Origin of the sequence: Bradyrhizobium sp. 149 (assembly GCF_023073915.1) — a bacterium.
Taxonomy (GTDB): Bacteria; Pseudomonadota; Alphaproteobacteria; order Rhizobiales; family Xanthobacteraceae; genus Bradyrhizobium.
On record NZ_JADPKK010000022.1, the window covers coordinates 410981 to 431991 of the forward strand.

Annotated in this window: 18 protein-coding genes; all 18 read left to right on the forward strand. The window is 63.4% G+C overall.

The window, feature by feature from the left end:
• Position 1 precedes the first annotated feature (1 nt).
• The 18 genes from nuoI to IVA88_RS19705 all read left to right on the forward strand — a co-directional run bounded on the left by nuoI (position 2) and on the right by IVA88_RS19705 (position 21000).
• Positions 2-490, forward strand: coding sequence for an NADH-quinone oxidoreductase subunit NuoI (gene nuoI / locus IVA88_RS19620; RefSeq protein WP_027529879.1), 489 nt, complete (start codon positions 2-4; stop codon positions 488-490).
• Between the two features lie 9 nt (positions 491-499).
• On the forward strand, positions 500-1138 hold the full coding sequence (locus tag IVA88_RS19625) for an NADH-quinone oxidoreductase subunit J (protein ID WP_007610978.1): 639 nt from the start codon (positions 500-502) through the stop codon (positions 1136-1138).
• Positions 1135-1443, forward strand: coding sequence for an NADH-quinone oxidoreductase subunit NuoK (nuoK, locus tag IVA88_RS19630; RefSeq protein WP_015685769.1), 309 nt, complete (start codon positions 1135-1137; stop codon positions 1441-1443). The genes IVA88_RS19625 and nuoK overlap by 4 nt, the downstream gene beginning before the upstream one ends.
• Before the next feature lie 65 nt (positions 1444-1508).
• Complete coding sequence (gene nuoL / locus IVA88_RS19635; RefSeq protein WP_247498854.1) at positions 1509-3608, forward strand: NADH-quinone oxidoreductase subunit L; 2100 nt, start codon at positions 1509-1511, stop codon at positions 3606-3608.
• On the forward strand, positions 3609-5117 hold the full coding sequence (locus tag IVA88_RS19640; protein ID WP_247498855.1) for an NADH-quinone oxidoreductase subunit M: 1509 nt from the start codon (positions 3609-3611) through the stop codon (positions 5115-5117).
• A 22-nt stretch (positions 5118-5139) separates the two neighbouring features.
• Positions 5140-6576 (forward strand): NADH-quinone oxidoreductase subunit NuoN, encoded by a 1437-nt coding sequence (nuoN, locus tag IVA88_RS19645; RefSeq protein ID WP_247498856.1) that lies wholly within the window; start codon positions 5140-5142, stop codon positions 6574-6576.
• A gap of 1 nt (position 6577) precedes the next feature.
• Positions 6578-7384: a biotin--[acetyl-CoA-carboxylase] ligase gene (locus IVA88_RS19650; RefSeq protein ID WP_247498857.1), complete on the forward strand. Its 807-nt coding sequence runs from the start codon at positions 6578-6580 to the stop codon at positions 7382-7384.
• Positions 7384-9054 (forward strand): ribonuclease J, encoded by a 1671-nt coding sequence (locus IVA88_RS19655; protein WP_247498858.1) that lies wholly within the window; start codon positions 7384-7386, stop codon positions 9052-9054. Before IVA88_RS19650 ends, IVA88_RS19655 begins: the two co-directional genes overlap by 1 nt.
• Before the next feature lie 12 nt (positions 9055-9066).
• Positions 9067-9471 carry a methylmalonyl-CoA epimerase gene (mce, locus tag IVA88_RS19660; RefSeq protein ID WP_007603572.1) on the forward strand — a complete coding sequence of 135 codons (405 nt, stop codon included), beginning with the start codon at positions 9067-9069 and terminating at the stop codon, positions 9469-9471.
• Between the two features lie 10 nt (positions 9472-9481).
• Positions 9482-9757: a DUF1467 family protein gene (locus IVA88_RS19665; protein WP_247498859.1), complete on the forward strand. Its 276-nt coding sequence runs from the start codon at positions 9482-9484 to the stop codon at positions 9755-9757.
• 37 nt (positions 9758-9794) lie between these two features.
• Complete coding sequence (locus IVA88_RS19670; protein ID WP_247498860.1) at positions 9795-10142, forward strand: hypothetical protein; 348 nt, start codon at positions 9795-9797, stop codon at positions 10140-10142.
• A gap of 118 nt (positions 10143-10260) precedes the next feature.
• Entirely contained in the window at positions 10261-11550 is a 1290-nt protein-coding gene (gene mtnK / locus IVA88_RS19675) for an S-methyl-5-thioribose kinase (RefSeq protein WP_247498861.1), read from the forward strand.
• 131 nt (positions 11551-11681) lie between these two features.
• Positions 11682-13271: an ABC transporter substrate-binding protein gene (locus IVA88_RS19680; RefSeq protein ID WP_247498862.1), complete on the forward strand. Its 1590-nt coding sequence runs from the start codon at positions 11682-11684 to the stop codon at positions 13269-13271.
• 60 nt (positions 13272-13331) lie between these two features.
• The gene (locus IVA88_RS19685; RefSeq protein ID WP_247500353.1) at positions 13332-14255 is read left to right on the forward strand and encodes an ABC transporter permease; all 924 of its coding nucleotides are present in this window, start codon (positions 13332-13334) and stop codon (positions 14253-14255) included.
• A complete protein-coding gene (locus tag IVA88_RS19690) occupies positions 14252-15073 on the forward strand; it encodes an ABC transporter permease (RefSeq protein WP_247498863.1) in 822 nt (273 codons plus the stop codon). The genes IVA88_RS19685 and IVA88_RS19690 overlap by 4 nt, the downstream gene beginning before the upstream one ends.
• Entirely contained in the window at positions 15070-16050 is a 981-nt protein-coding gene (locus tag IVA88_RS19695) for an ABC transporter ATP-binding protein (protein WP_247498864.1), read from the forward strand. The genes IVA88_RS19690 and IVA88_RS19695 overlap by 4 nt, the downstream gene beginning before the upstream one ends.
• On the forward strand, positions 16043-17140 hold the full coding sequence (locus IVA88_RS19700) for an oligopeptide/dipeptide ABC transporter ATP-binding protein (RefSeq protein ID WP_247498865.1): 1098 nt from the start codon (positions 16043-16045) through the stop codon (positions 17138-17140). The genes IVA88_RS19695 and IVA88_RS19700 overlap by 8 nt, the downstream gene beginning before the upstream one ends.
• A gap of 71 nt (positions 17141-17211) precedes the next feature.
• Entirely contained in the window at positions 17212-21000 is a 3789-nt protein-coding gene (locus IVA88_RS19705; RefSeq protein ID WP_247498866.1) for a hypothetical protein, read from the forward strand.
• Positions 21001-21011: the final 11 nt, after the last annotated feature.

A 21011-nucleotide genomic window follows, 5' to 3' on the forward strand; every position in this document is an offset into this window, starting at 1 on the left:
TATCAACATCAACGCCACTGCACGCTCGCTCCTGTTGTCGGAATTCGTCTCGGCGTTCTTCCTCGCCATGCGCTATTTCTTCCAGCCGAAGCCGACGCTGAACTATCCGTTCGAGAAGGGCCCGATCTCGCCGCGCTTCCGCGGCGAGCACGCGCTGCGCCGCTATCCGAACGGCGAAGAGCGCTGCATCGCCTGCAAGCTGTGCGAAGCGATCTGCCCGGCGCAGGCCATCACCATCGAGGCCGGCCCGCGCCGCAACGACGGCACCCGCCGCACCGTGCGCTACGACATCGACATGGTGAAGTGCATCTATTGCGGCCTCTGCCAGGAAGCCTGTCCGGTCGATGCCATTGTCGAAGGTCCGAACTTCGAGTTCGCGACCGAGACCCGCGAGGAACTGTTCTATGACAAGGCCAAGCTGCTCGCCAATGGCGACCGCTGGGAACGCGAGATCGCGAAAGCGATCGAGCTCGACGCGCCGTACCGGTGAGATGAGAGCATGATCCTTCCCGCGCTGTTCTTCTATCTGTTCGCCGGCGTCTGCGTCGCCTCGGCGGTGATGGTGATTGTCTCGCGCAATCCCGTGCACTCCGTGCTGTACCTGATCCTGGCCTTCGTCAACGCCTCCGGCCTGTTCGTGCTGATGGGCGCCGAATTCCTGGCGATGATCCTGATCGTCGTCTATGTCGGCGCCGTCGCCGTGCTGTTCCTCTTCGTGATCATGATGCTCGACGTCGACTTCCTCGAGTTGCGCGAGGGCTTCATCGAGTATCTGCCGGTCGGCCTGGTGATCGGCGGCATCTTCCTGTTCGAGCTGCTGCTCACGGTCGGCTTCTGGGTCATCAATCCCGGCGTCGCCAAGACGATCACGGCGGCGATCCCGACCAACGTCTCCAATACCGAGGCGCTGGGCCTGGTGCTCTATACGAAGTACATCCACTACTTCCAGCTCTCGGGCATGGTGCTCCTGGTCGCGATGATCGGCGCCATCGTGTTGACACTGCGGCACAAGGCGAGCGTGAAGCGGCAGGACATCAACGTCCAGAACGCGCGCACGCCCGAAATTGCGATGGCGATACGCAAGGTGGCGCCGGGGCAGGGGCTCCAGGACTCTGACGCGGCGGAGTGGGTGAAATGACGATCGGGCTCGGACACTATCTTGCGGTCGGCGCGATCCTGTTCACGCTCGGAATCCTCGGCATCTTCCTGAACCGCAAGAACATCATCGTCATCCTGATGTCGATCGAGCTGATCCTGCTCGCGGTCAACATCAACCTCGTGGCGTTCTCGACCTTCCTCGGCGACATCGTCGGGCAGGTCTTCGCGCTTCTGGTGCTCACCGTCGCGGCCGCTGAAGCCGCGATTGGTCTTGCCATCCTGGTGGTCTATTTCCGCAACCGCGGCTCGATCGCGGTTGAGGACGTCAATCTGATGAAGGGCTAACGCGCATGATCCGGAAAAGTGGATACCGGTTTTCCGGTCAGATCATACGCAAAGAGAAATAAGTCATGGTCCAGGCAATCGTCTTTCTGCCTCTGCTGGGCGCCATTCTGGCCGGGCTGATCGCGCTGTTCGGCGCGCATGCCCGCAACCCCTCGGGCGACACGGTCGAGCATCACGATGATCACGGTCACGGCGCGCACGCCCATGCGTCCGATACGATCAACGAGGATGCGTCGGTCATTCACGAGACCCATCACGAGCCGGGCGACGGGCACGACGACCACCACGTCTCCGAGCCGCCCGCGGCGGGCTCGCGCGGCGCCGAGCTGATCACCACGGCGTTCCTGTTCGTATCGGCGGCGCTGTCCTGGATGACGCTGGTCGACGTCGGCTTCATGCACCACGACATGCGGATTCCGCTGTTTCCGTGGATCCTCTCCGGCGACCTCCAGGTCTACTGGACGCTGCGGGTCGACACGCTCACCGCCGTGATGCTGGTGGTGGTGACGACCGTGTCCTCGCTCGTGCACCTCTATTCCATCGGCTACATGGACGAGGACCCGAACCGGCCGCGCTTCTTCGGCTATCTCTCGCTGTTCACCTTCGCCATGCTGATGCTGGTGACGGCCGACAACCTCGTGCAGCTGTTCTTCGGCTGGGAAGGCGTGGGTCTGGCGAGCTATCTGCTGATCGGCTTCTGGTACCAGAAGCCGTCGGCGAACGCCGCCGCCATCAAGGCCTTCGTGGTCAACCGCGTCGGCGATTTCGGCTTCGCGCTCGGCATCTTCGCGATCTTCATGCTGGCCGGCTCGACCGATTTCGAGACGATCTTCCACGCCGCGCCCGGCCTCACTGGCAAGACCATCGACTTCCTCGGCTGGCACGCCGATGCGCTGACCCTGACCTGCCTGCTGCTGTTCATGGGCGCGATGGGCAAGTCGGCACAGTTCCTGCTGCACACCTGGTTGCCGGACGCGATGGAAGGCCCGACGCCGGTGTCGGCGCTGATCCACGCCGCGACCATGGTCACCGCCGGCGTCTTCATGGTGGCGCGGCTGTCGCCGCTGTTCGAGCTCGCGCCGAACGCGCAGGCCGTCGTGATGTTCTTCGGCGCCACCACGGCGTTCTTCGCGGCGACCGTCGGCCTCGTTCAGAACGACATCAAACGCATCGTCGCCTACTCGACCTGTTCGCAGCTCGGCTACATGTTTGTGGCGATGGGAGCAGGGGCCTATTCGGTCGGCATGTTCCATCTGTTCACCCACGCCTTCTTCAAGGCGCTGTTGTTCCTGGGCTCCGGCTCGGTGATCTACGCGATGCACCACGAGCAGGACATCCGCAACATGGGCGGCCTCTGGCGCAAGATCCCCTACACCTACGCGGTGATGGTGGTCGGCACGCTCGCGCTCACCGGCTTCCCGCTCACCGCCGGTTACTTCTCCAAGGACGCCATCATCGAGTCCGCCTACGCCTCGCACAATCCGTTCGCGATGTACGGCTTCCTGATGACGGTGGTCGCCGCCGGCCTGACCTCGTTCTACTCCTGGCGCCTGATCTTCAAGACCTTCCACGGCGAGCCGCATGACGATCATCACTACGAGGCCGCGCATGAAGCTCCGATCTGGATGCTGATCCCGATCGGCGTGCTCGCGGTCGGCTCCATCCTCGCCGGCTTCCCGTTCAAGGAGCTGTTCGCCGGTCACGGCATCGAGGAGTTCTTCCGCGAGTCCGTGAAGATGAACCCGCACATCATCGAGGAGATGCACCACATTCCCGAGACCATCGCCTTCCTGCCGACGGTGATGATGGTGTTGGGCTTCCTGGTGTCCTACCTGTTCTACATCCGCCGGCCCTATCTGCCGGTCGAGCTCGCGAACACGCAGCCAATGCTGTACAAGTTCCTGCTCAACAAATGGTACTTCGACGAGCTCTACGACATCATCTTCGTCCGTCCGGCTAAGTGGATCGGCTATCAGCTCTGGAAGAAAGGCGACGGCTTCATCATCGACGGCCTCGGCCCCGACGGCATCTCGGCCCGCGTGCTGGATGTCACCCGCAACGTCGTGAAGATCCAGACCGGCTATCTCTACCACTACGCGTTCGCGATGCTGATCGGTGCCGCCGGCCTGATCACCTGGTTCATGTTCGGCTTTGGAGGCCAGTAAATGACGACCTGGCCAATTCTATCCGTCACGACGTTCCTGCCGCTGGTCGGCGCGCTGATCGTCTATCTCAGCCGCGGCGATGACGAGGCGGCCCGGCGCAACTCGCGCTGGATCGCGCTGTGGACCACGCTGATCACCTTCGCGGTGTCGGTGATCCTGGTCATGCGGTTCGATCCATCCAACGGCGACTTCCAATTCGTCGAGAAGGCGAACTGGCTCGCCACCGGCATCACCTACCACATGGGCGTGGACGGCATTTCGCTGCCGCTGGTGATCCTGACCACCGCCATCATGCCGTTCTGCATCATTGCGAGCTGGAAGGCGATCACCAACCGCGTCCGCGAATACATGATGGCGTTCCTGATCCTGGAAACGCTGATGATCGGCACCTTCTCGGCGCTCGATCTCGTGCTGTTCTATCTGTTCTTCGAGGGCGGCCTGATCCCGATGTTCCTGATCATCGGCGTCTGGGGCGGGCCGCGCCGGGTCTACGCGTCCTTCAAGTTCTTCCTCTACACGCTACTCGGCTCAGTCCTGATGCTGCTCGCCATCATGGCGCTGTACTGGAACGGCGGCACCACGGACATACCGACCCTGATGCACACCGCGGTGCCGCGCTCGTTGCAGACCTGGGCCTGGCTTGCCTTCTTCGCCTCGTTCGCGGTGAAGATGCCGATGTGGCCGGTGCACACCTGGCTCCCCGACGCGCACGTCGAGGCGCCGACGGCGGGCTCCGTGGTGCTTGCCGCGATCCTGCTGAAGATGGGCGGCTACGGCTTCCTGCGCTTCTCGCTGCCGATGTTTCCGCTGGCGTCGCACGACTTCGCGCCGCTGGTCTTCACGCTCTCGGCCATCGCGATCATCTACACCTCGCTTGTGGCCCTGATGCAGGAGGACATGAAGAAGCTGATTGCGTACTCCTCTGTGGCGCATATGGGCTTCGTCACCATGGGCATCTTTGCCGGCACCATGCAAGGCGTCGCCGGCGGCGTGTTCCAGATGATCTCGCACGGCATCGTCTCCGGCGCGCTGTTCCTCTGCGTCGGCATCGTCTACGACCGCATGCACACCCGCGAGATCGCGGCCTATGGTGGCCTCGTCAACCGGATGCCGCTCTACGCGCTGACCTTCATGGTCTTCACCATGGCCAATGTCGGTCTGCCCGGCACCTCCGGCTTCGTCGGCGAGTTCATGACGCTGCTCGGCACCTTTAAGGTCTCGATTCCGACCGCGTTCTTTGCCACTTTCGGCGTGATCCTGTCGGCCTGCTATGCGCTGTGGCTCTACCGCAAGGTCGTGTTCGGGGCGCTGGTCAAGCCGTCGCTGGCGAGCATGAAGGATCTCACCTTCCGGGAATGCCTGATGCTGTTCCCGCTGATCGCGCTGACGCTCCTGTTCGGCATCTATCCGAAGCCGGTGCTCGACATGTCGGCGGCTTCGGTCCAGCAACTCGTCAACAATTACAACACCGCTGTGACGGCCGTGAAGGCCGCCGCACTGCTCCAGTGAGCGGGCAGGTCAGGATATCGCCATGAGCTTTGAGACTGCAGGTTATCAACTGGCGCCGGTGCTGCCCGAACTCGTGCTCGCGATCGGCGCCATGGCGCTGCTGATGCTCGGTGCCTATCGCGGGCAGGAGACCACCAAGACGGTCACGACGCTCGCGGTGCTGCTCCTGATCGTGGTCGGCGTGCTCGAATACATGCTGCCCGCGGGCAAGCACGTGACCTTCGGCGGCAGCTTCATCGTCGATGATTTTGCCCGCTTCATGAAGATCCTGGCCCTGATCGGCTCCGCGGTGACGCTGGTGCTGTCAACCGAGTTCCTGTCGGATCCGTCGCGCCGCATCTTCGAATACGCGATCCTGGTGCTGCTCTCGACGCTCGGCATGATGGTGCTGATCTCGGCCGGCGATCTGATCTCGCTCTATCTCGGCCTCGAATTGATGTCGCTGGCGCTCTACGTCGTGGCAGCCTCGAACCGCGACAACGCCAAGTCGACCGAAGCCGGGCTGAAGTACTTCGTGCTGGGCGCGCTGTCCTCGGGCATGCTGCTCTACGGCTCCTCGCTGATCTACGGCTTCACCGGCACGGTCAGCTTCACCGGCATCGCGGCGGCCGCGACGATCTCGAATGTCGGCCTGGTGTTCGGGCTGGTGTTCCTGCTCGCCGGCCTCTGCTTCAAGGTCTCGGCCGTGCCGTTCCACATGTGGACGCCTGACGTCTACGAGGGCGCGCCGACGCCGGTCACCGCCTTCTTCGCCTCGGCGCCGAAAGTGGCTGCGCTCGCGGTCTTTACCCGCGTCACGCTCACCGCATTCCCGGGGATCGTCTCGCAGTGGCAGCAGATCCTGGTGTTCGTGGCGATCGCCTCGATGGCGCTGGGTTCGTTCGCCGCGATCGGCCAGAGCAACATCAAGCGCCTGATGGCCTATTCCTCGATCGGCCACATGGGCTTTGCCCTGGTCGGTCTCGCCGCAGGCACGGTCGAAGGCGCGCAGGGCGTGCTGATGTACATCGTGATCTATGTCGCGATGACGCTCGGCTCATTCGCGGTCATCCTGGCGATGAAGCGCAACGGCCAGCCGGTCGAGCAGATCAGCGATTTCGCCGGTCTGTCGCGGACCAATCCGCTGCTCGCCTTCACGTTCGCGATGCTGCTGTTCTCGCTCGCAGGCATCCCGCCGCTCGCCGGCTTCTTCGCCAAATGGTACGTCTTCGTCGCCGCCATCAAGGCGAATTTGTTCACGCTCGCCGTGGTCGGCGTGCTCTCCAGCGTGGTGGGCGCCTACTACTATCTCACCATCGTCAAGACGATGTATTTCGACGAACCGGCCGGGCAGGTCGATCCGGTGCGCGTCGAAATCAAGACGGTGCTGGCGGTTGCCGGCCTGTTCAACATCCTGTTCGCCCTGTTCGCAGGCCCGGTGGTGAGCGTCGCCTCCGCCGCCGCCAAGTCGCTGTTCTAGGATGGCATTCGCGCTCGGTCCTCGTGCGGCGTCGGCGGGCTACAAGCTCGCAGCTTTCGACCGGACCGGCTCGACCAATACCGAAGCGATCGAGCACGCGCGGCGCGGCGACCGTGGTCCGATGTGGTTCGTGACGTCGGAGCAGACCGCCGGCCGTGGCCGCCGCCAGCGCGCCTGGATCGCACCAAAGGGTAACCTCGCCGCCAGCGTCCTCGAAGTCCTGGACATCGCCCCTTCCGTCGCCGCGACGATCGGCTTTGCGGCCGGGCTGGCCGAGGAGGCCGCCCTGGAGAAGGTCAGCCTGGAGGCTGCACTGCGGCTCGGCGAGGGCCGTCCCCGCTACGCCCTGAAATGGCCGAACGACGTGCTGGCCGGCGGCAAGAAGCTGGTCGGTATCGGCCTGGAGGCCGAAGCCATCGGCGAACGCCTTGCCATCGTCGTCGGCATCGGCACCAACGTCGTCGCGGCGCCCGAGGGCACGCCGACGCCTGCGGTGTCGCTCGCCGCGCTCGGCGTCCAGATCAGTGCGGAGGAGCTGTTCTCGGCCCTCTCTGATGCCTGGGTGGAATTCCGCGGCATCTGGGACAATGGCCGCGGCTTTGCCGAGATCCGCAAGCTGTGGCTGGAGCGCGCCGCCGGCCTCGGCGAGCGGGTCGCGATCCACACGGGAGTGATGATGCTGGAAGGCATTTTTGACACGATCGACGACACCGGCTGCCTGATCGTCCGCACCGCGGAGGGCCGGCGCGTGCCGGTGGCCGCGGGCGAGGTGTTCTTCGGCGCGGCGGCCTCGGTGGGAGCTGCGTGATGGCGAAGCCTGAAGAACTGGTATTTGCACCGCTCGGCGGGGTCGGCGAGATCGGCATGAATTTGTCGATCTACGGCCTCGGCAACCGCCAGCAGCGCGCCTGGCTGGCGATCGATCTCGGCGTCTCCTTCGGCGACGAGGAGCATCTGCCGGGGATCGACCTGATCATGCCCGACATCAGCTTCCTGGAGAAGGAACGCAAGAACCTGATGGGTCTGGTGCTGACTCACGCCCATGAGGACCATTTCGGCGCCATCATCGACCTGTGGCCGAAACTGAAATGCCCGATCTACGCGACCCAGTTCAGCGCCGCGCTGTTCGAGGCCAAATGCGCCGCCGAGCGCAATGCGCCCAAGATCCCGGTGACGGTGGTGCCGTCAGGCGGGCGCGTCGATATCGGCCCGTTCAACGTCGAGTTCATCCCGGTCGCCCATTCGATTCCGGAGTCGCATGCGCTAGCGATTCACACCGAAGTCGGCACGGTGCTGCACACCGGCGACTGGAAGATCGATCCGACCCCGATCATCGGCCGTCCGACTGACGAAAAGCGGCTGCGGGAGCTCGGCGACCAGGGCCTGCTCGCCTTGATCGGCGATTCCACCAATGCCGTGCGCGACGGCCGCTCACCCTCGGAAGCCGAGGTTGCCAGATCCATTACCGAGCTCGTCAAGGCCGCCAAGGGCCGCGTCGCGGTCACGACCTTTGCCTCCAACGTCGCGCGCCTCAAGGCCGTCGCCATCGCCGCCAAGGCCGCCGACCGTGAGGTCGTCGTGGTCGGCCGCGCCATGGAGCGCGTGGTGCAGGTTGCGCGCGAGACCGGCTATCTCGACGGCGTCCAGAATTTCCGCTCGCCTGACGTCTACGGTCATCTGCCGCAGGACAAGGTGCTGGCGCTCTGCACCGGCAGCCAAGGCGAGCCGCGTGCCGCGCTGGCGCGCATCGCCAATGACGACCATCCCGAGATCACGCTCAACCGCGGCGACAGCGTGATTTTCTCCTCGCGCACCATTCCCGGCAACGAAAAGGCGGTGGGCGCCATCATCAATGGCCTGGTTTTGCAGGGTGTGGAGGTCATCACCGACCGCGACCAGCTGGTCCATGTCTCCGGCCATCCCCGCCGCGACGAATTGCGCGACATGATCGCCTGGACCCGGCCGCAGCTCCTGATCCCCGTCCACGGCGAGGCCCTGCACCTGAACGAGCACGCCAAGCTCGCGCGTGCCGCCGGCGTGCCGCGCGTGCTGGTCTGCCGCAACGGCGACCTGGTCAAGCTCGGTCCTGGCGATCCCGGCATCATTGGGCAAGTGCCTGCGGGCCGTCTCTACAAGGACGGCACGATTCTGGAGGACTCCAAGTCCCGCGCGGTGATCGAGCGGCGCCGCCTGGCCTTCTCCGGCTGCGCCTTCGTCGCCATCGCCATGACGCAGCAGGGCGAGCTCGTCGACGATCCCGAGGTCGATCTGATCGGCATCCCCGAGAAGAACAAAGCGGGCGAGCCCTTCGACGACATCGTCTTCGACGCCGTGGTCTCCACCATCGAAGGCCTGCCCAAGGCGCGCCGCCGCGACGCGGATGCGCTGGCGGAGTCGGTGCGACGCGCTGTCCGCGCCGTGATCAACGAACATTGGGGCAAAAAGCCCCCCTGTCTGGTACATGTGCTGACAGTGTAACGGGAGAGAAACATGCTGGGCCGGCTCAACCATGTCGCGATCGCGACCAAGGACGCCGTCAAGGCTGCCAAAATCTATGGGGCCGCATTCGGGGCCCAGATATCGGAGGCGGTCGCGCTGCCCGAGCATGGCGTCACCACCGTGTTCGCAACGCTGCCCAACACCAAGATCGAGTTCATCGAGCCGCTCGGCGAGGCCTCGCCGATCGCAAAGTTCCTCGACCGCAACGCCGACGGCGGCATCCACCATGTCTGCTACGAGGTGGTGGACATCATCGCCTCGCGCGACACGCTGGTGAAGGAGGGCGCACGGGTGCTCGGCGACGGCGTGCCGAAGATCGGCGCCCACGGCAAGCCGGTGCTGTTCCTGCACCCGAAGGATTTTTCCGGCGCGCTGGTCGAAATCGAGCAGGCGTAAGGCCGAAGCCATGGCCATCCAGCTCTCGACCGCGCTCGCGATCTACTTCGTCATCTGGTGGGTCGCGCTGTTTCTGACGCTGCCGTTCGGCGTGCGTAGCCAGCATGAGGACGGCGTGGGAGCACCGGGGACCGATCCCGGCGCGCCGATCCTGACCGGCATGCGAGGCAAGCTGATCTGGACCACGATCATCTCGGCGGTGATCTACGGGATCGGCATCGCGGCCTATCATGCCGGCTATCTCTCGATCGAACGCCTGTCGAGATTGATGGGAATGCCGTTTTAGACGTTTTTTTTGCCGACAACATTGTTTGGGGGGACGAATGACTTTTCAGAGGATCGTCATCGCGCTGCTGGTGCTGATCGTCGCCGGCCTCGGTGCGATCGGCTATTTCGAGTGGCGCATGGCGGTGCAGGTGCGCACCCTCAAGGCGTTCGTCGAGGGCTACGTCTTCAACGAGGCCGTGATGGCCTGCGAGCAGGCCACGAGCTCGACGCCGTTCAAATGGAACGGCGGCAAGAGCACCTCCGTGATCGGGCTGAACTCGGTTAAAACAGACAAATACACCGTCAGCGCCAGCTACACGCTGGTGGCGGACAGCATCTATTGTGATTACGATCCGATCAAAAGAAAGGCCGAGATCGGCTCGAGCTTCCTGGAGCGGGAGTAACGATCCGGCCATGCCAAGAGCATGATCCGGAAAAGTGTGAAGCGGTTTTCCGAGAAGATCATGCTCAAATAGAAAAACTAAAGCGCGATTTCATCGCGCTTTGGGGGATGGGATCGTCATGGCGCAGGGGCAAGGGGATTACCGGATTTTGCATGAGGCGGCCTTGCGGGATTATCTCGCAGGCATTGCGGACCTCGCAGCGACCCTCGGCGGCGAGCCGGCCTCCTGGTCGATCACCGAAGTGGGCGACGGCAATCTCAATCTCGTCTTCATCGTGGAGGGCGCGCGCGGCGGCGTCGCCGTGAAGCAGGCGCTGCCCTACGTCCGTCTCGTCGGCGAGAGCTGGCCGCTGCCGCTGTCCCGGGCTCATTACGAATTTTTGGCCTTGTCCCGGCAGGCCCAGCTTGCGCCCGGCCTCGTGCCGGCGCTGCTGCATCACAACGAGGCGTTGGCGCTGACGGTGATGGAGCTGCTCGAGCCCCACATCATCATGCGCAAGGGGATGGTTGCGGGCACTCGATATCCGCGCTTCGTCGATGACATCACCACCTTCATGGCGCGGACATTGTTCTTCACCTCCGACCTCGCGCTGTCAGCGGCTGAGAAGAAACAAGGCATCGCCGCCTTCGCCGGCAACCATGCGCTGTGCAAGATCACCGAGGACCTGATCTTTACCGATCCCTACCGCATCGCCGAGCAGAACCGCTGGACCGCGCCGTATCTCGATGCGCTCGCAGCAAGCCTGCGCGACGACATGGAATTGCATGTCGCCATCTCCAGGCTGAAGCTGAAGTTCATGGCAAGCCCGGAGGCGTTGATCCACGGCGACCTTCACACTGGCTCGATCATGGTGACGGACAGCCAGACGCGGGTGATCGACCCGGAATTCGCATTCTACGGCCCGATCGGTTTCGACGTCGGCGCCGTGCTGGCCAACCTCCTGATGGCATATTTTGCCTCCGCCGGCCACGAGCGCTCACCCGGCGAGCGGCGTGCGTTCGAGGCCTGGGTGCTGGAGACGATCGAGAAGCTCTGGAACGAGTTCGCCCGCAAATTCCTCGACCTCTGGCGCACTGGCGCCGCCGGCGATGCCTACCCGCCCTCGCTCTTCGCCGGCGAGAAAGGCGCGGCACGCCTCGAGGCCGAGCGACAGGCCTACATGCAGCGCCTGTTCGCTGATGCCGTCGGCTTCGCCGCCGCAAAAACCATCCGCCGCATCTTCGGTCTCGCCCATAATATCGACTTCGAGCTGATCGAGGATCCGCGCAGGCGGGCGGTGAGCGAAGCCCGCGCCGTGAGGCTGGCAAGGACGATGATGCTGGAGCCGGAGGCGTTTCCGACGATTGCGGACGTCACCGCTGCAGCACGAAAATTGCGCGACTGGCAGCCGGAGTTCGCGACGGGATAGGGCGCGTCCTTACAAATCGGCGGGGCCCGAGCGCTACGCTCGCATACGTCCACCCCTTCAAGGCGCTTGCGCTCGACCTGCCGTGGATGGTCAACTCTCGGAACGGAGCACGCTGCGTTGTCGGAGGGACCATGATGTTCAGGATAGTGGCGATCGTCGCGGGTCTGGGGCTGGCACTGGCCGCCACGGCGGAGGCCCAGACCCCGCGCAAGGGCGGAACCATCCGCATGACCGCGCCTTACGGTTCGAGCTTCACCAGCCTGGACATTCACACCACGCAGCGCGCCCAGGACGAGATCTACGCCAAGGCTCTGCACCGGTCGCTCTACATCTGGAATTCCGCGGAAGGCAAGCCGGTCCTGGAGCTTGCCAAGGAGGATGTGGTCTCGGGCGGCGGCCTCATTCACACGTTCAAGCTGCGCGACGACGCTTATTTCCACACCGGCCGCAAGATGACGGCGGACGACATCATCTGGACCTACAACCGCATCATGGACGGCACCAAGGCGTATCCCGGCGCGCGCTATGTCCGCGTGATCGAGGGCGCGGCTGCGGTCGAGAAGGGCCAGGCCAAGGAAATCTCCGGCCTGAAGAAAATCGACGACTTTACACTCGAGATAAAGCTGACCGAGAAAGTCGATCCGGGTTTCTACCTTTGGAACGCGATAACGTCGATCTATCCCGCCGACGAGGCCGCGAAGGATAGCTTCCTCCAGAAGCCGATCGGTCTTGGACCGTTCAAGTTCGTCGAGCACGTGCCGGGATCGCGCATCGTTCTGGAGCGGTGGGACCGGTTCTACAAGCCTGGCAAGCCCTACGCCGACAAGATCGTCGTGGCGGTCATGGGCGAGGCCGCGGCACGCGATGTTGCCTTCCGCAACAAAGAGATCGACACCTCGGTGCTGGGACCTGCGCAGTATGTCGCCTATCAGAACGACGCTGACCTCAAGGGCACCGTTGTCGAGGTCGCCGAGGTCTTCACGCGTTACATGGGGATGAATCCCGCGTTCAAGCCGTTCGCCGACAAGCGGGTCAGGCAGGCGATCAACTACGCGATCGATACCGACCTGATCATCAACAAGCTGGTCAAGGGCAAGGCCTATCGGGCCACCGGCTGGCTGCCGCTGACCTCTCCCGCCTACGACAAGGCCATGAAGCCCTACGCCTTCGATCCCGCCAAGGCCAAGCAACTGCTCGCTGACGCCGGCTATCCCTCGGGCTTCGAATTCGAATGGACCACCAGCCAGAATGAAAGCTGGGGTCTGCCGATCGTCTCGGCCGTCATCCCGATGCTGGACAGGGTGGGCATCAAGGCCAAGGTCAAGCAGGTCGAGACCGCGGTGCTGGCCGAGGTGGTTCGCAGTGGCGACTACCAGGCCTTTGTCTATTCGCAGGCGACCGGGCCCGATCCGCAGGCCGCCCTCAAGTGTTTCCACTCGGCGACGCCGCAATCAGCCTGCAACTACATGAACTTCAAGAATGCCGAGTTCGACAAGATCGTCGATGAGGCCGGGCAGGCCGACGACGCCGCAAAGCGCACCCAGCTGCTGCAAAAGGCCAATGCGCTGCTCTACGAAGAGGCGCCGGTCTGGTTCTTCAATTACAACAAGGCGGTCATGGCGGTGCAGCCTTGGCTGAAGGGGATTCAGCTGAACGCGACGGAGCTGACCCACCAGAACGTCGAAGACCTCTGGGTCGACGAGACCTCGCCCGCGAAGTGACGCGCGCTCTCGCGCTCCCTCCATCGCCACGAACGATGGAGGGAGAGAGGAAAAGTGCCGATGCTCTCCTTCCTGTTCCGCCGTCTCCTGCAAACCATTCCGACCGTGCTCGCCGTGGTGGCTCTGGTGTTCGTGCTGTTCAGCGTCGTTCCCGGCAGCATCGTCTCGTCCATGAGCGACGATGCCGATCCGCAGGTCGAGCTGCGCATGAAGAAGCAGCTCGGCCTCGACGATCCCGTCTATGTCCGCTTCGGCGCCTACATCGCCAAGCTCGCGACCGGTGATTTCGGAACCTCGTTCCGGACCCGCGAGCCTGTCACGTCCATGATCGCCAAACGGGCCTGGCCGACGCTGCAACTCATCTTCGCCGCGATGGCGTTTTCCGTCGTGATCGGCGTGCCGCTGGGTTTCATCGCCGCATTGAAGCCCGGCGGCATCGTCGACACGCTCGCAATGGTCCTGGCGGTCTCGGGCCTTTCGATCGCCAAATTCTGGCTCGGACTGGTGCTGATGTACTTTTTTGCGTTGAAGCTCGGCTGGCTGCCGAGTTTCGGCTATGGCGATGGCGGACTGAAATATCTGATCCTGCCGGCGGTGACGCTCGGCGTCTCGCCGATGGCGCTGTTCGCCCGGACGACACGCGCGGCGGTCCTCGAGATCATGACCGCAGATTTCGTCCGCACTGCGCGCTCGAAGGGCATGAGCGAGACAAGGGTCGTGAAGTGGCACGTGATGCGCAACGCGCTTGTCATCATTCTCACCACCGTTGGCCTGCAGTTCGGCGGGTTGATGGGGCAGGCGGTCGTCGTCGAAAAACTGTACTCCTGGCCCGGCATCGGCTCGCTGCTCGTCGACAGCGTCCTGCAGCGCGACATTCCGGCCGTCCAGGGCTCCATTCTCGTGGTGGTGCTGGCCTTTCTCGCGATCAATCTGCTGATCGACCTGCTCTACGGCGTGATCGATCCCAGGATCAGATACGCATGAAGCTGCGCGCCAATCTCATCATCGGCGGCGCGTTGTTCGCGCTCGCCATCCTGGTCGGCCTGCTCGCGCCCTGGCTCGCGCATACGGATCCCGTGCTGGACGCCAATTTGCTGAACGCGGAGGAGCCGCCGAGCTGGGCCTGGTGGTTCGGCACCGACGACCAGGGCCGCGACATCTATTCCCGTGTCGTCTACGGCGCGCGCGTCTCGCTGACGGTCGGCATTGTCTCGCAGCTCATCAACAGCGTCATTGGCGTCGCATTGGGCCTGAGCGCCGGCTATTGGGGCGGCTGGTGGGACGATTTTGTCAACGGCCTGACCAACGTCATGCTCGCGATCCCCTCCCTGATCTTCGCGCTCGCCATCATGGCGGTGCTTGGTCCCGGCCTGACCAGCCTGCTGATCGCGCTCGGACTGACCAACTGGTCCTTCACGTGCCGGATCGCGCGGGCCTCGGCGCTGTCGCTCAGGAACCAGGGCTATGTGCAGGCTGCGACCGTGCTCGGCTACGGCGATCTGCGCATCATGATCACGCAGCTGCTGCCGAACATGCTGGGGCCGATCGTCGTCATCGGCACGCTCGGCATGGGCAGCGCGGTGCTGTCCGAGGCCGCATTGTCGTTCCTCGGCCTCGGCGTGCGTCCGCCGTTTCCGAGCTGGGGCAGCATGTTGTCGGATGCCCGCGACCAGATCACGACGGCACCGTGGCTCTCGGTCTTTCCCGGCCTTGCCATCTTCCTCACGGTGCTCGGCCTCAATCTGCTCGGCGATGGCCTGCGCGACATTCTCGATCCACAATCGCGGAGCCGGCGGGCATGACCGGCACGCCGTTGATCGAAGTCGAGGATTTGCGCATCGATCTCGACGATGGATCGAGGCGCGTTGCGGCGGCCGAGGGCATTTCATTCCGCATCGATCGCGGCGAGACGTTCGGCCTCGTCGGCGAATCCGGCTGCGGCAAGAGCATCACGGCGCTCGCCTTGATCGGCCTGTTGCGGCAGCCATTGTCGATCGGCGGTGGCGCCATCCGGTTTGAGGGCAGGGAGATCCAGCACCTTTCAGCCCGCCGGCAACGGGAGCTGCGCGGCAATCGCATCGCCATGATCTTTCAGGAGCCGATGACGGCATTGAACCCGGTCTCGCCCGTGGGCCGGCAGATCGCCGAGATGTTCGTGCTGCACAAGGGCAAGAGCTGGCGGGAAGCCGCCCAGCTGGCGGTCGAGGCGCTGGCGAGCGTTCGCGTCCCCGCGCCGGAGCGACGCGTCAACGACTATCCGCACCAGCTCTCCGGCGGCATGCGCCAGCGCGTGATGATCGCCATCGCGCTGGCATGCGGTCCGGATCTGCTGATCGCCGACGAGCCGACCACGGCGCTCGACGTGACCGTGCAGGCCGAAATTATCGAGTTGATGCGGAATCTATGCGCCGCGCGGGGAACGGCCATCCTGATGATCAGCCACGATCTTGGCCTCGTCGCCAATGTCTGCCGCCGCGTCGCTGTTATGTATGCCGGCCGCATCGTCGAGGAGCGCGGCTCGGCCGATATTTTCCGGGCACCCTCGCACCCCTATACGCAGGGCCTGGTCGCCTCGCTGCCGCGGCTGGGCAGCCGCGCCGCGCTCGGCCGCAGCAGGCTCAAGGAGATCGCGGGCGTCGTCCCGGCGATCACGAATTTCCCCGACGGCTGCCGGTTCAATCCGCGTTGCGCGCAGGCGACCGACATTTGCCGGACCTTAGCGCCGACGGCGGATTTTCTGGAGGCGGGCGGTCTGGTGAGGTGTCATCACCATGCATGAGCCCAAAAACAGATCGGGTGAGACCGGGCCGGGCGACGATCTCATTCTCAGCGTCGAGGATCTCGCGGTTCATTTCCCGCTGGGCGGTGGCCTGCTGGGCCGCAATCGGCGGATGCTCCGTGCCGTGGATGGCGTCGATCTCAAACTGAAGCGGGGCGAGTGCCTCGGTCTCGTCGGCGAGTCCGGCTCTGGCAAGTCGACGGTCGCATTGTCGATCCTTGGTCTCCAAACGCCCACTCGCGGGCGGATCGTGGTGGACGGACAGGTCGTGACGGGCCGGCCAGCTGGCGGCCGAAAGGCGTTGGCCCGCACTGTGCAGATCGTGTTTCAGGACCCCTACGCCTCGCTCAATCCGCGCCAGACCGTTCGTCGCACGCTCGAAGATCCCCTGCGCGTGCATGGCGTGACCGCCGCAAGCGAGATCGAGGACCGCGTTGCGACCATGCTGCGGCATGTGGGTCTGCGGCCCGAACAGGCCGACCGCTACCCGCATGAATTCTCCGGTGGCCAGCGCCAGCGCATCGGCATTGCGCGCGCGCTGATCCTCAATCCAAAAATCGTCATCTGCGACGAGCCCGTGTCGGCGCTCGACGTGTCGATCCGTGCCCAGATCATCAATCTGCTGCTGGAACTGAAGGACACGCTCGGTCTCTCCTACATCATGATCAGCCACGATCTCGGCATCGTCGAACACATGAGCGACAAGGTCGCCGTGATGTATCTCGGCCGCATCGTGGAGAATGGCCACTGGCGCGAAATCTTCGAACGTCCCGCGCACCCCTATACGCAAGCCCTGATCGCCGCCATCCCCGATCCGCTGCGCCACGCACCGTTAGCGACGACAGGAGGCGACCTTCCCAATCCCCTCAATCCGCCGAACGGATGCGCCTTCAGCCCGCGCTGCCGGTATGCCGAGGACGTGTGCCGGAGTGAGCCGGGGCCGGCGCTGGAGACGCGAGCCGACGGGCACGCGGTGAGGTGTTGGCGCGGTGAAGAGATTGCGGGGCAGATGGCCTCGGCTGAGGGCGGAGTCTCTAGGGTGGATGGTGCGTCCGCTGTGCACCGATCTCTCCCGCGGCAATCGTTTTAAACGCATGTTCGCGGCTCTTCCGCCCGCGGGTCTCTCTTCTGCTACCGTAGCATTCCCAGATAACGTGTGCGATGGACGCCAGCCCAATGGTAACGAGCCCAATCCCACAAGATATCCAGCAGTTCCTTGAGCGCCTCAGGCCGCCGCAGTTTCCTGATGAGGTCTTCGATCCCCGCGACTATGCCCTTGGACAAATCGTAGACTGGAAACTGAGCACTGTAAGCGCAGAACTGGCGGGCTTGCTTACCGAGCCGCGTTTCCACGCGAATACCATCCGCCTCGAATGGTTGCAGCGCCTGGTTCTCTCGAAGTCCATCGGCAGAAGGAAACCGCAGCCCCGCGATTTGAGCGCGGCGCTGAACGAGGGGCTCGGCCGCGCCGGCGTGCTGCGCCTCGAAGATCCTATCGAGGATCTCTTTTGTGATCGTATTGCGACGAGCCGGGGCGATTTCAGGATTTTCTTGGGTGTTTGGGAAGGAGCCGGTGCTTATACACAAACGCTCCTGGATGCCTTCGAATCGCTTCCTTCCGGCGGCCCGAAGCAGCAAGTGCTTCGCTCTGTCTATGCTCTTCTACAACTTAGCGAAGCGCTCGCCGCGCGCGCAGAAGCGGACCGGCATACGCATTCGTCCGGTGAGCCGGCAGGACGGCTTACGATCCCGACGGCGGAGGAGCTTAAGCGCCTCTCGCATCGCGTCCGATTTTCGGATGCCCATCTCGCCCGGCTCCGAATCGATATCGACGCCTTGACGCCGTTCATTTTCAAAGCTGGCCAAGAGAGGTATGTCAGCGATCGGCCCACCGGTGAAACACCACTCGAATACCACCCAATTCGAGCAAACACGGCCGGCGTCACCGTTCTCATTCCATCGAACCTCTCGGTTGCGCTGCGAGCCGTTCTGGTCAACGCGGCCAATGCTGGGGGAATGGGCAAAGCGCTTCAGGAGGCCCTGCTCGTTAAACAGGAGGCGTATGCCGAAAGCTCCGGTTTTTGGCCCGGCCCATCGCCGGGATTGTCGCCTCCCAATCAATACATGATGCGCGCCAGCGTATGCGCTTACGCACCTGGCCGATTCCTGCACGTGATCCAGCTTCCGGCGACGTTCGACGATTTTCCGAGGCGTGGTTTCGGATCGGAGCGGCCACTGGGCCGCGAGGCGAGCCAATTCGTCGCCGAGGATGTCGAGCGATTCTGGCGTTTTCTGCTCGGAGAGCCGGATGTCCGGATGGGGATGACAGTCCTTCTCCTTGGCGGTTGGGGGACACCGCATAGCATCGCTCCGCCGATCAACGACGCGGACGCGCCGGCAAATTGGCTCTATCTTCCGCTCAGCTTCATGGATGCTGCCGTGATCGGCGCGTGCGACCATGGCAGGCTGAGGAGCATCATGCGAATGCTTCAACAGCTCGCCCGTCTTGAGCGGGACGGCTTCGAGTTTCAGTACGTCAATGGCATCGTCAATCTGTTCGGATTCTGGCGGGCCACGGGCGGCAACCTTGTTCCGGAGCATTCAGAAGAGGTCAAACCACCTTGCTTGCTATCGCTTCCAACCGATGAACTTTTAGTCCCAAGGCGCGAGGCTGCTCGGCATCTCGATGTCCGAGCCTTGCCGATGGTTCCGGCAGGCTTCAAGATTGCTCAGCGCCTCGATTGGGACAATCCTTTAGACCTCAAGCCGATCTACGCGAGCCTGGAGGATGCACGGCAAAATCGGCTGCTTGGCGCCAGCGTCTTCGGAAATCATGTCTGGTGGCTCGAGTGCTCTGAAAACGGAGCTGCCGACAGGGACTGGCGCTACCGTGTGTGGCACGCGCTCTTTCAGTGGATTACGGCAGTAGGCCCAATAGTTCTATCCAAACTGCCGCAGGCCTTTCTAAGTGGCCCACGCATGGTGGAAGTCCTTATACCGCCACGATTGAGAGCCGAGCCCATTAATCCGGCCGCATTGGGACGTCTGCAAGCACGGGCTGCCTTGACTGTTTGTCATGGAGCTTCCGGCACCTCAGCACGACTTGAAGTGGACGATGCCTGGCTTCAGCAGCTGGGCGCAGCAGAAAACGACGCAGAAGTGGAGTTGATCGCTGCGGTGCTAGAGGGGCTAGCTGGTCCAGAGGTCGCCACGCGGACTATTTTAGCCGATGAGGTGCGCGCGGCCATCGGATCGGTAGACTGGCGCTGGCTTCATATCCGAGAGTCTCTCACCCCGCTTGATTATCTCGCCGGAACAGGACTGATTGGCGTGATGCGCGAGCCGTCGCTTTCAGCCCACGCGCTCGCCAAATGCCAATCGGTCTGGCGCTTTTGGGATCGAGCAGGAGGCCTTGAAGTTACGGGCGAAAACGACTGCAAGGACTTTCTCGCCAATTATCGGGCGACCCTGCTTGCCGAGCTGACCGGTCGTATACGCGTCATGAACCGCGAAGAGCTCGTGATCGCATGTGGCCGCCAATACCAAGCCGCTCGAGCCGAGCAGGATCAATGGCGATCGACGATTCGGGCCATGCGGGCCATCCGTGGCGAGGCCGCCGACGTGGCAGCCTTTAAGCGGCAAAATGCCGTTAACGCCGTCTCCCGCGCCTCTAAGACAATTTGTGAGCTCGCGGCCTGCGAGGCGGCAAGCGCGGGCGGCCTCTCGCCTTACGGGGATGATCTGGACGATCTGTTTGCGTTGGCTTTGTTGATTGTCGGAAGCGGCCAACTCTTCGCCTTGATCGGCGCAGGGCTGCACGAGCCCGTGCTACGGATCAGTCCAGCAGGGGACCTCCTGAGCGACCACACCGTTCAGACGACCGTTCTGAGGCCTACGGTCGAGTTGATGAACCGGCGCGTCCTCGACGACGCCGCGGAAACCTATTTGCGCCGCCGCTCGCGAGAAGCGCCTGCCTCGCGAGAACGGGCGGACGCTTGGACGCCGGCATTGTGCGCGGCCATCGAGACGGAATACCAGACCTCTGTCGATAGTTTCGTTAATTTGCAGTACGCGCTCGTCCGCATGGCCGAGGCTCGGCGGGAAGGCGTCTTCACGATGCGCCGCGGCGAACTCACACACGCCATGAACTCGGATGGAAGCTTTCCGTCCGACGACATTGGCGCCTTCCTTGAACGCCTCACGCTGCCAAGGCGCTCGCGTTGGTTAGATGTTCCGGTTGGGCTATCTGAGGCGGACTTCAATCTCAGCCGTTTCGATCGGCCTTACTCCATCATCAATCGGCCCCTTGTAGCTCTCGACGACAGCGCCGATCCGCTGGTCCTTGTTGCGCCCATATTTGTTAGCGATGCCACTATGTATTCCTTCTCGGGGATACGGGAAGGCACACTCAACAACACCTATTGGACGTCCAACGCCGCGCGCGCCTATGCTGGTTCACAAGGCCACGCCATGGGGGAGCGGTTCGAAGATGACGTTGGAGAGCGTTTGCGGAAGCTCGGCTTGGAGGTGTGGACACGCCGGGCTCTGTCCTGGGCGCTCAACATGAAAGTCCCTCCCGTGTTCGGAAACATCGACGTGCTCGCCGTCAGCCATGATCGGGGGCGCGTATGGGTCATCGAAGCCAAGAACCTCCGGCTTTGTCGCACCGAAATTGAGATCGCTTCGCGGCTTGTTGAATACCGCGGCCGAGTGAATCGTCGCAGCGATGGCCGCGAGATTCCGGACAAGATGCTCCGGCATATTCGTCGCGTCGAATTTATGCGGACTAACGCCGAGGCCTTGTGCTCGAGGCTTAAATTGGACGCCCCGCCGGATGTGCATGGCCTCCTCGTGGTGGACGCGCCCCAGCCCATGAGCTTTTTCGCGGCGGGGCAGCTTCCGGACGGGCAGACAGTAATGCTTGACGCTGTCGACGACTTTCGATTTTAGAGCGACCCGCG

Excerpts from the sequence above, each read along its gene's own strand:
- IVA88_RS19685 (WP_247500353.1), top strand. The coding sequence starts at position 13,332 with ATGCTCTCCTTCCTGTTCCGCCGTCTCCTGCAAACCATTCCGACCGTG.
- IVA88_RS19665 (WP_247498859.1), top strand. The coding sequence starts at position 9,482 with ATGGCCATCCAGCTCTCGACCGCGCTCGCGATCTACTTCGTCATCTGG.
- IVA88_RS19655 (WP_247498858.1), top strand. The coding sequence starts at position 7,384 with ATGGCGAAGCCTGAAGAACTGGTATTTGCACCGCTCGGCGGGGTCGGC.
- nuoN (WP_247498856.1), top strand. The coding sequence starts at position 5,140 with ATGAGCTTTGAGACTGCAGGTTATCAACTGGCGCCGGTGCTGCCCGAA.
- IVA88_RS19705 (WP_247498866.1), top strand. The coding sequence starts at position 17,212 with ATGGACGCCAGCCCAATGGTAACGAGCCCAATCCCACAAGATATCCAG.
- IVA88_RS19625 (WP_007610978.1), top strand. The coding sequence starts at position 500 with ATGATCCTTCCCGCGCTGTTCTTCTATCTGTTCGCCGGCGTCTGCGTC.
- IVA88_RS19640 (WP_247498855.1), top strand. The coding sequence starts at position 3,609 with ATGACGACCTGGCCAATTCTATCCGTCACGACGTTCCTGCCGCTGGTC.
- IVA88_RS19690 (WP_247498863.1), top strand. The coding sequence starts at position 14,252 with ATGAAGCTGCGCGCCAATCTCATCATCGGCGGCGCGTTGTTCGCGCTC.
- IVA88_RS19670 (WP_247498860.1), top strand. The coding sequence starts at position 9,795 with ATGACTTTTCAGAGGATCGTCATCGCGCTGCTGGTGCTGATCGTCGCC.
- nuoL (WP_247498854.1), top strand. The coding sequence starts at position 1,509 with ATGGTCCAGGCAATCGTCTTTCTGCCTCTGCTGGGCGCCATTCTGGCC.
- mtnK (WP_247498861.1), top strand. The coding sequence starts at position 10,261 with ATGGCGCAGGGGCAAGGGGATTACCGGATTTTGCATGAGGCGGCCTTG.
- IVA88_RS19680 (WP_247498862.1), top strand. The coding sequence starts at position 11,682 with ATGATGTTCAGGATAGTGGCGATCGTCGCGGGTCTGGGGCTGGCACTG.
- IVA88_RS19700 (WP_247498865.1), top strand. The coding sequence starts at position 16,043 with ATGCATGAGCCCAAAAACAGATCGGGTGAGACCGGGCCGGGCGACGAT.
- IVA88_RS19650 (WP_247498857.1), top strand. The coding sequence starts at position 6,578 with ATGGCATTCGCGCTCGGTCCTCGTGCGGCGTCGGCGGGCTACAAGCTC.
- mce (WP_007603572.1), top strand. The coding sequence starts at position 9,067 with ATGCTGGGCCGGCTCAACCATGTCGCGATCGCGACCAAGGACGCCGTC.
- nuoK (WP_015685769.1), top strand. The coding sequence starts at position 1,135 with ATGACGATCGGGCTCGGACACTATCTTGCGGTCGGCGCGATCCTGTTC.
- IVA88_RS19695 (WP_247498864.1), top strand. The coding sequence starts at position 15,070 with ATGACCGGCACGCCGTTGATCGAAGTCGAGGATTTGCGCATCGATCTC.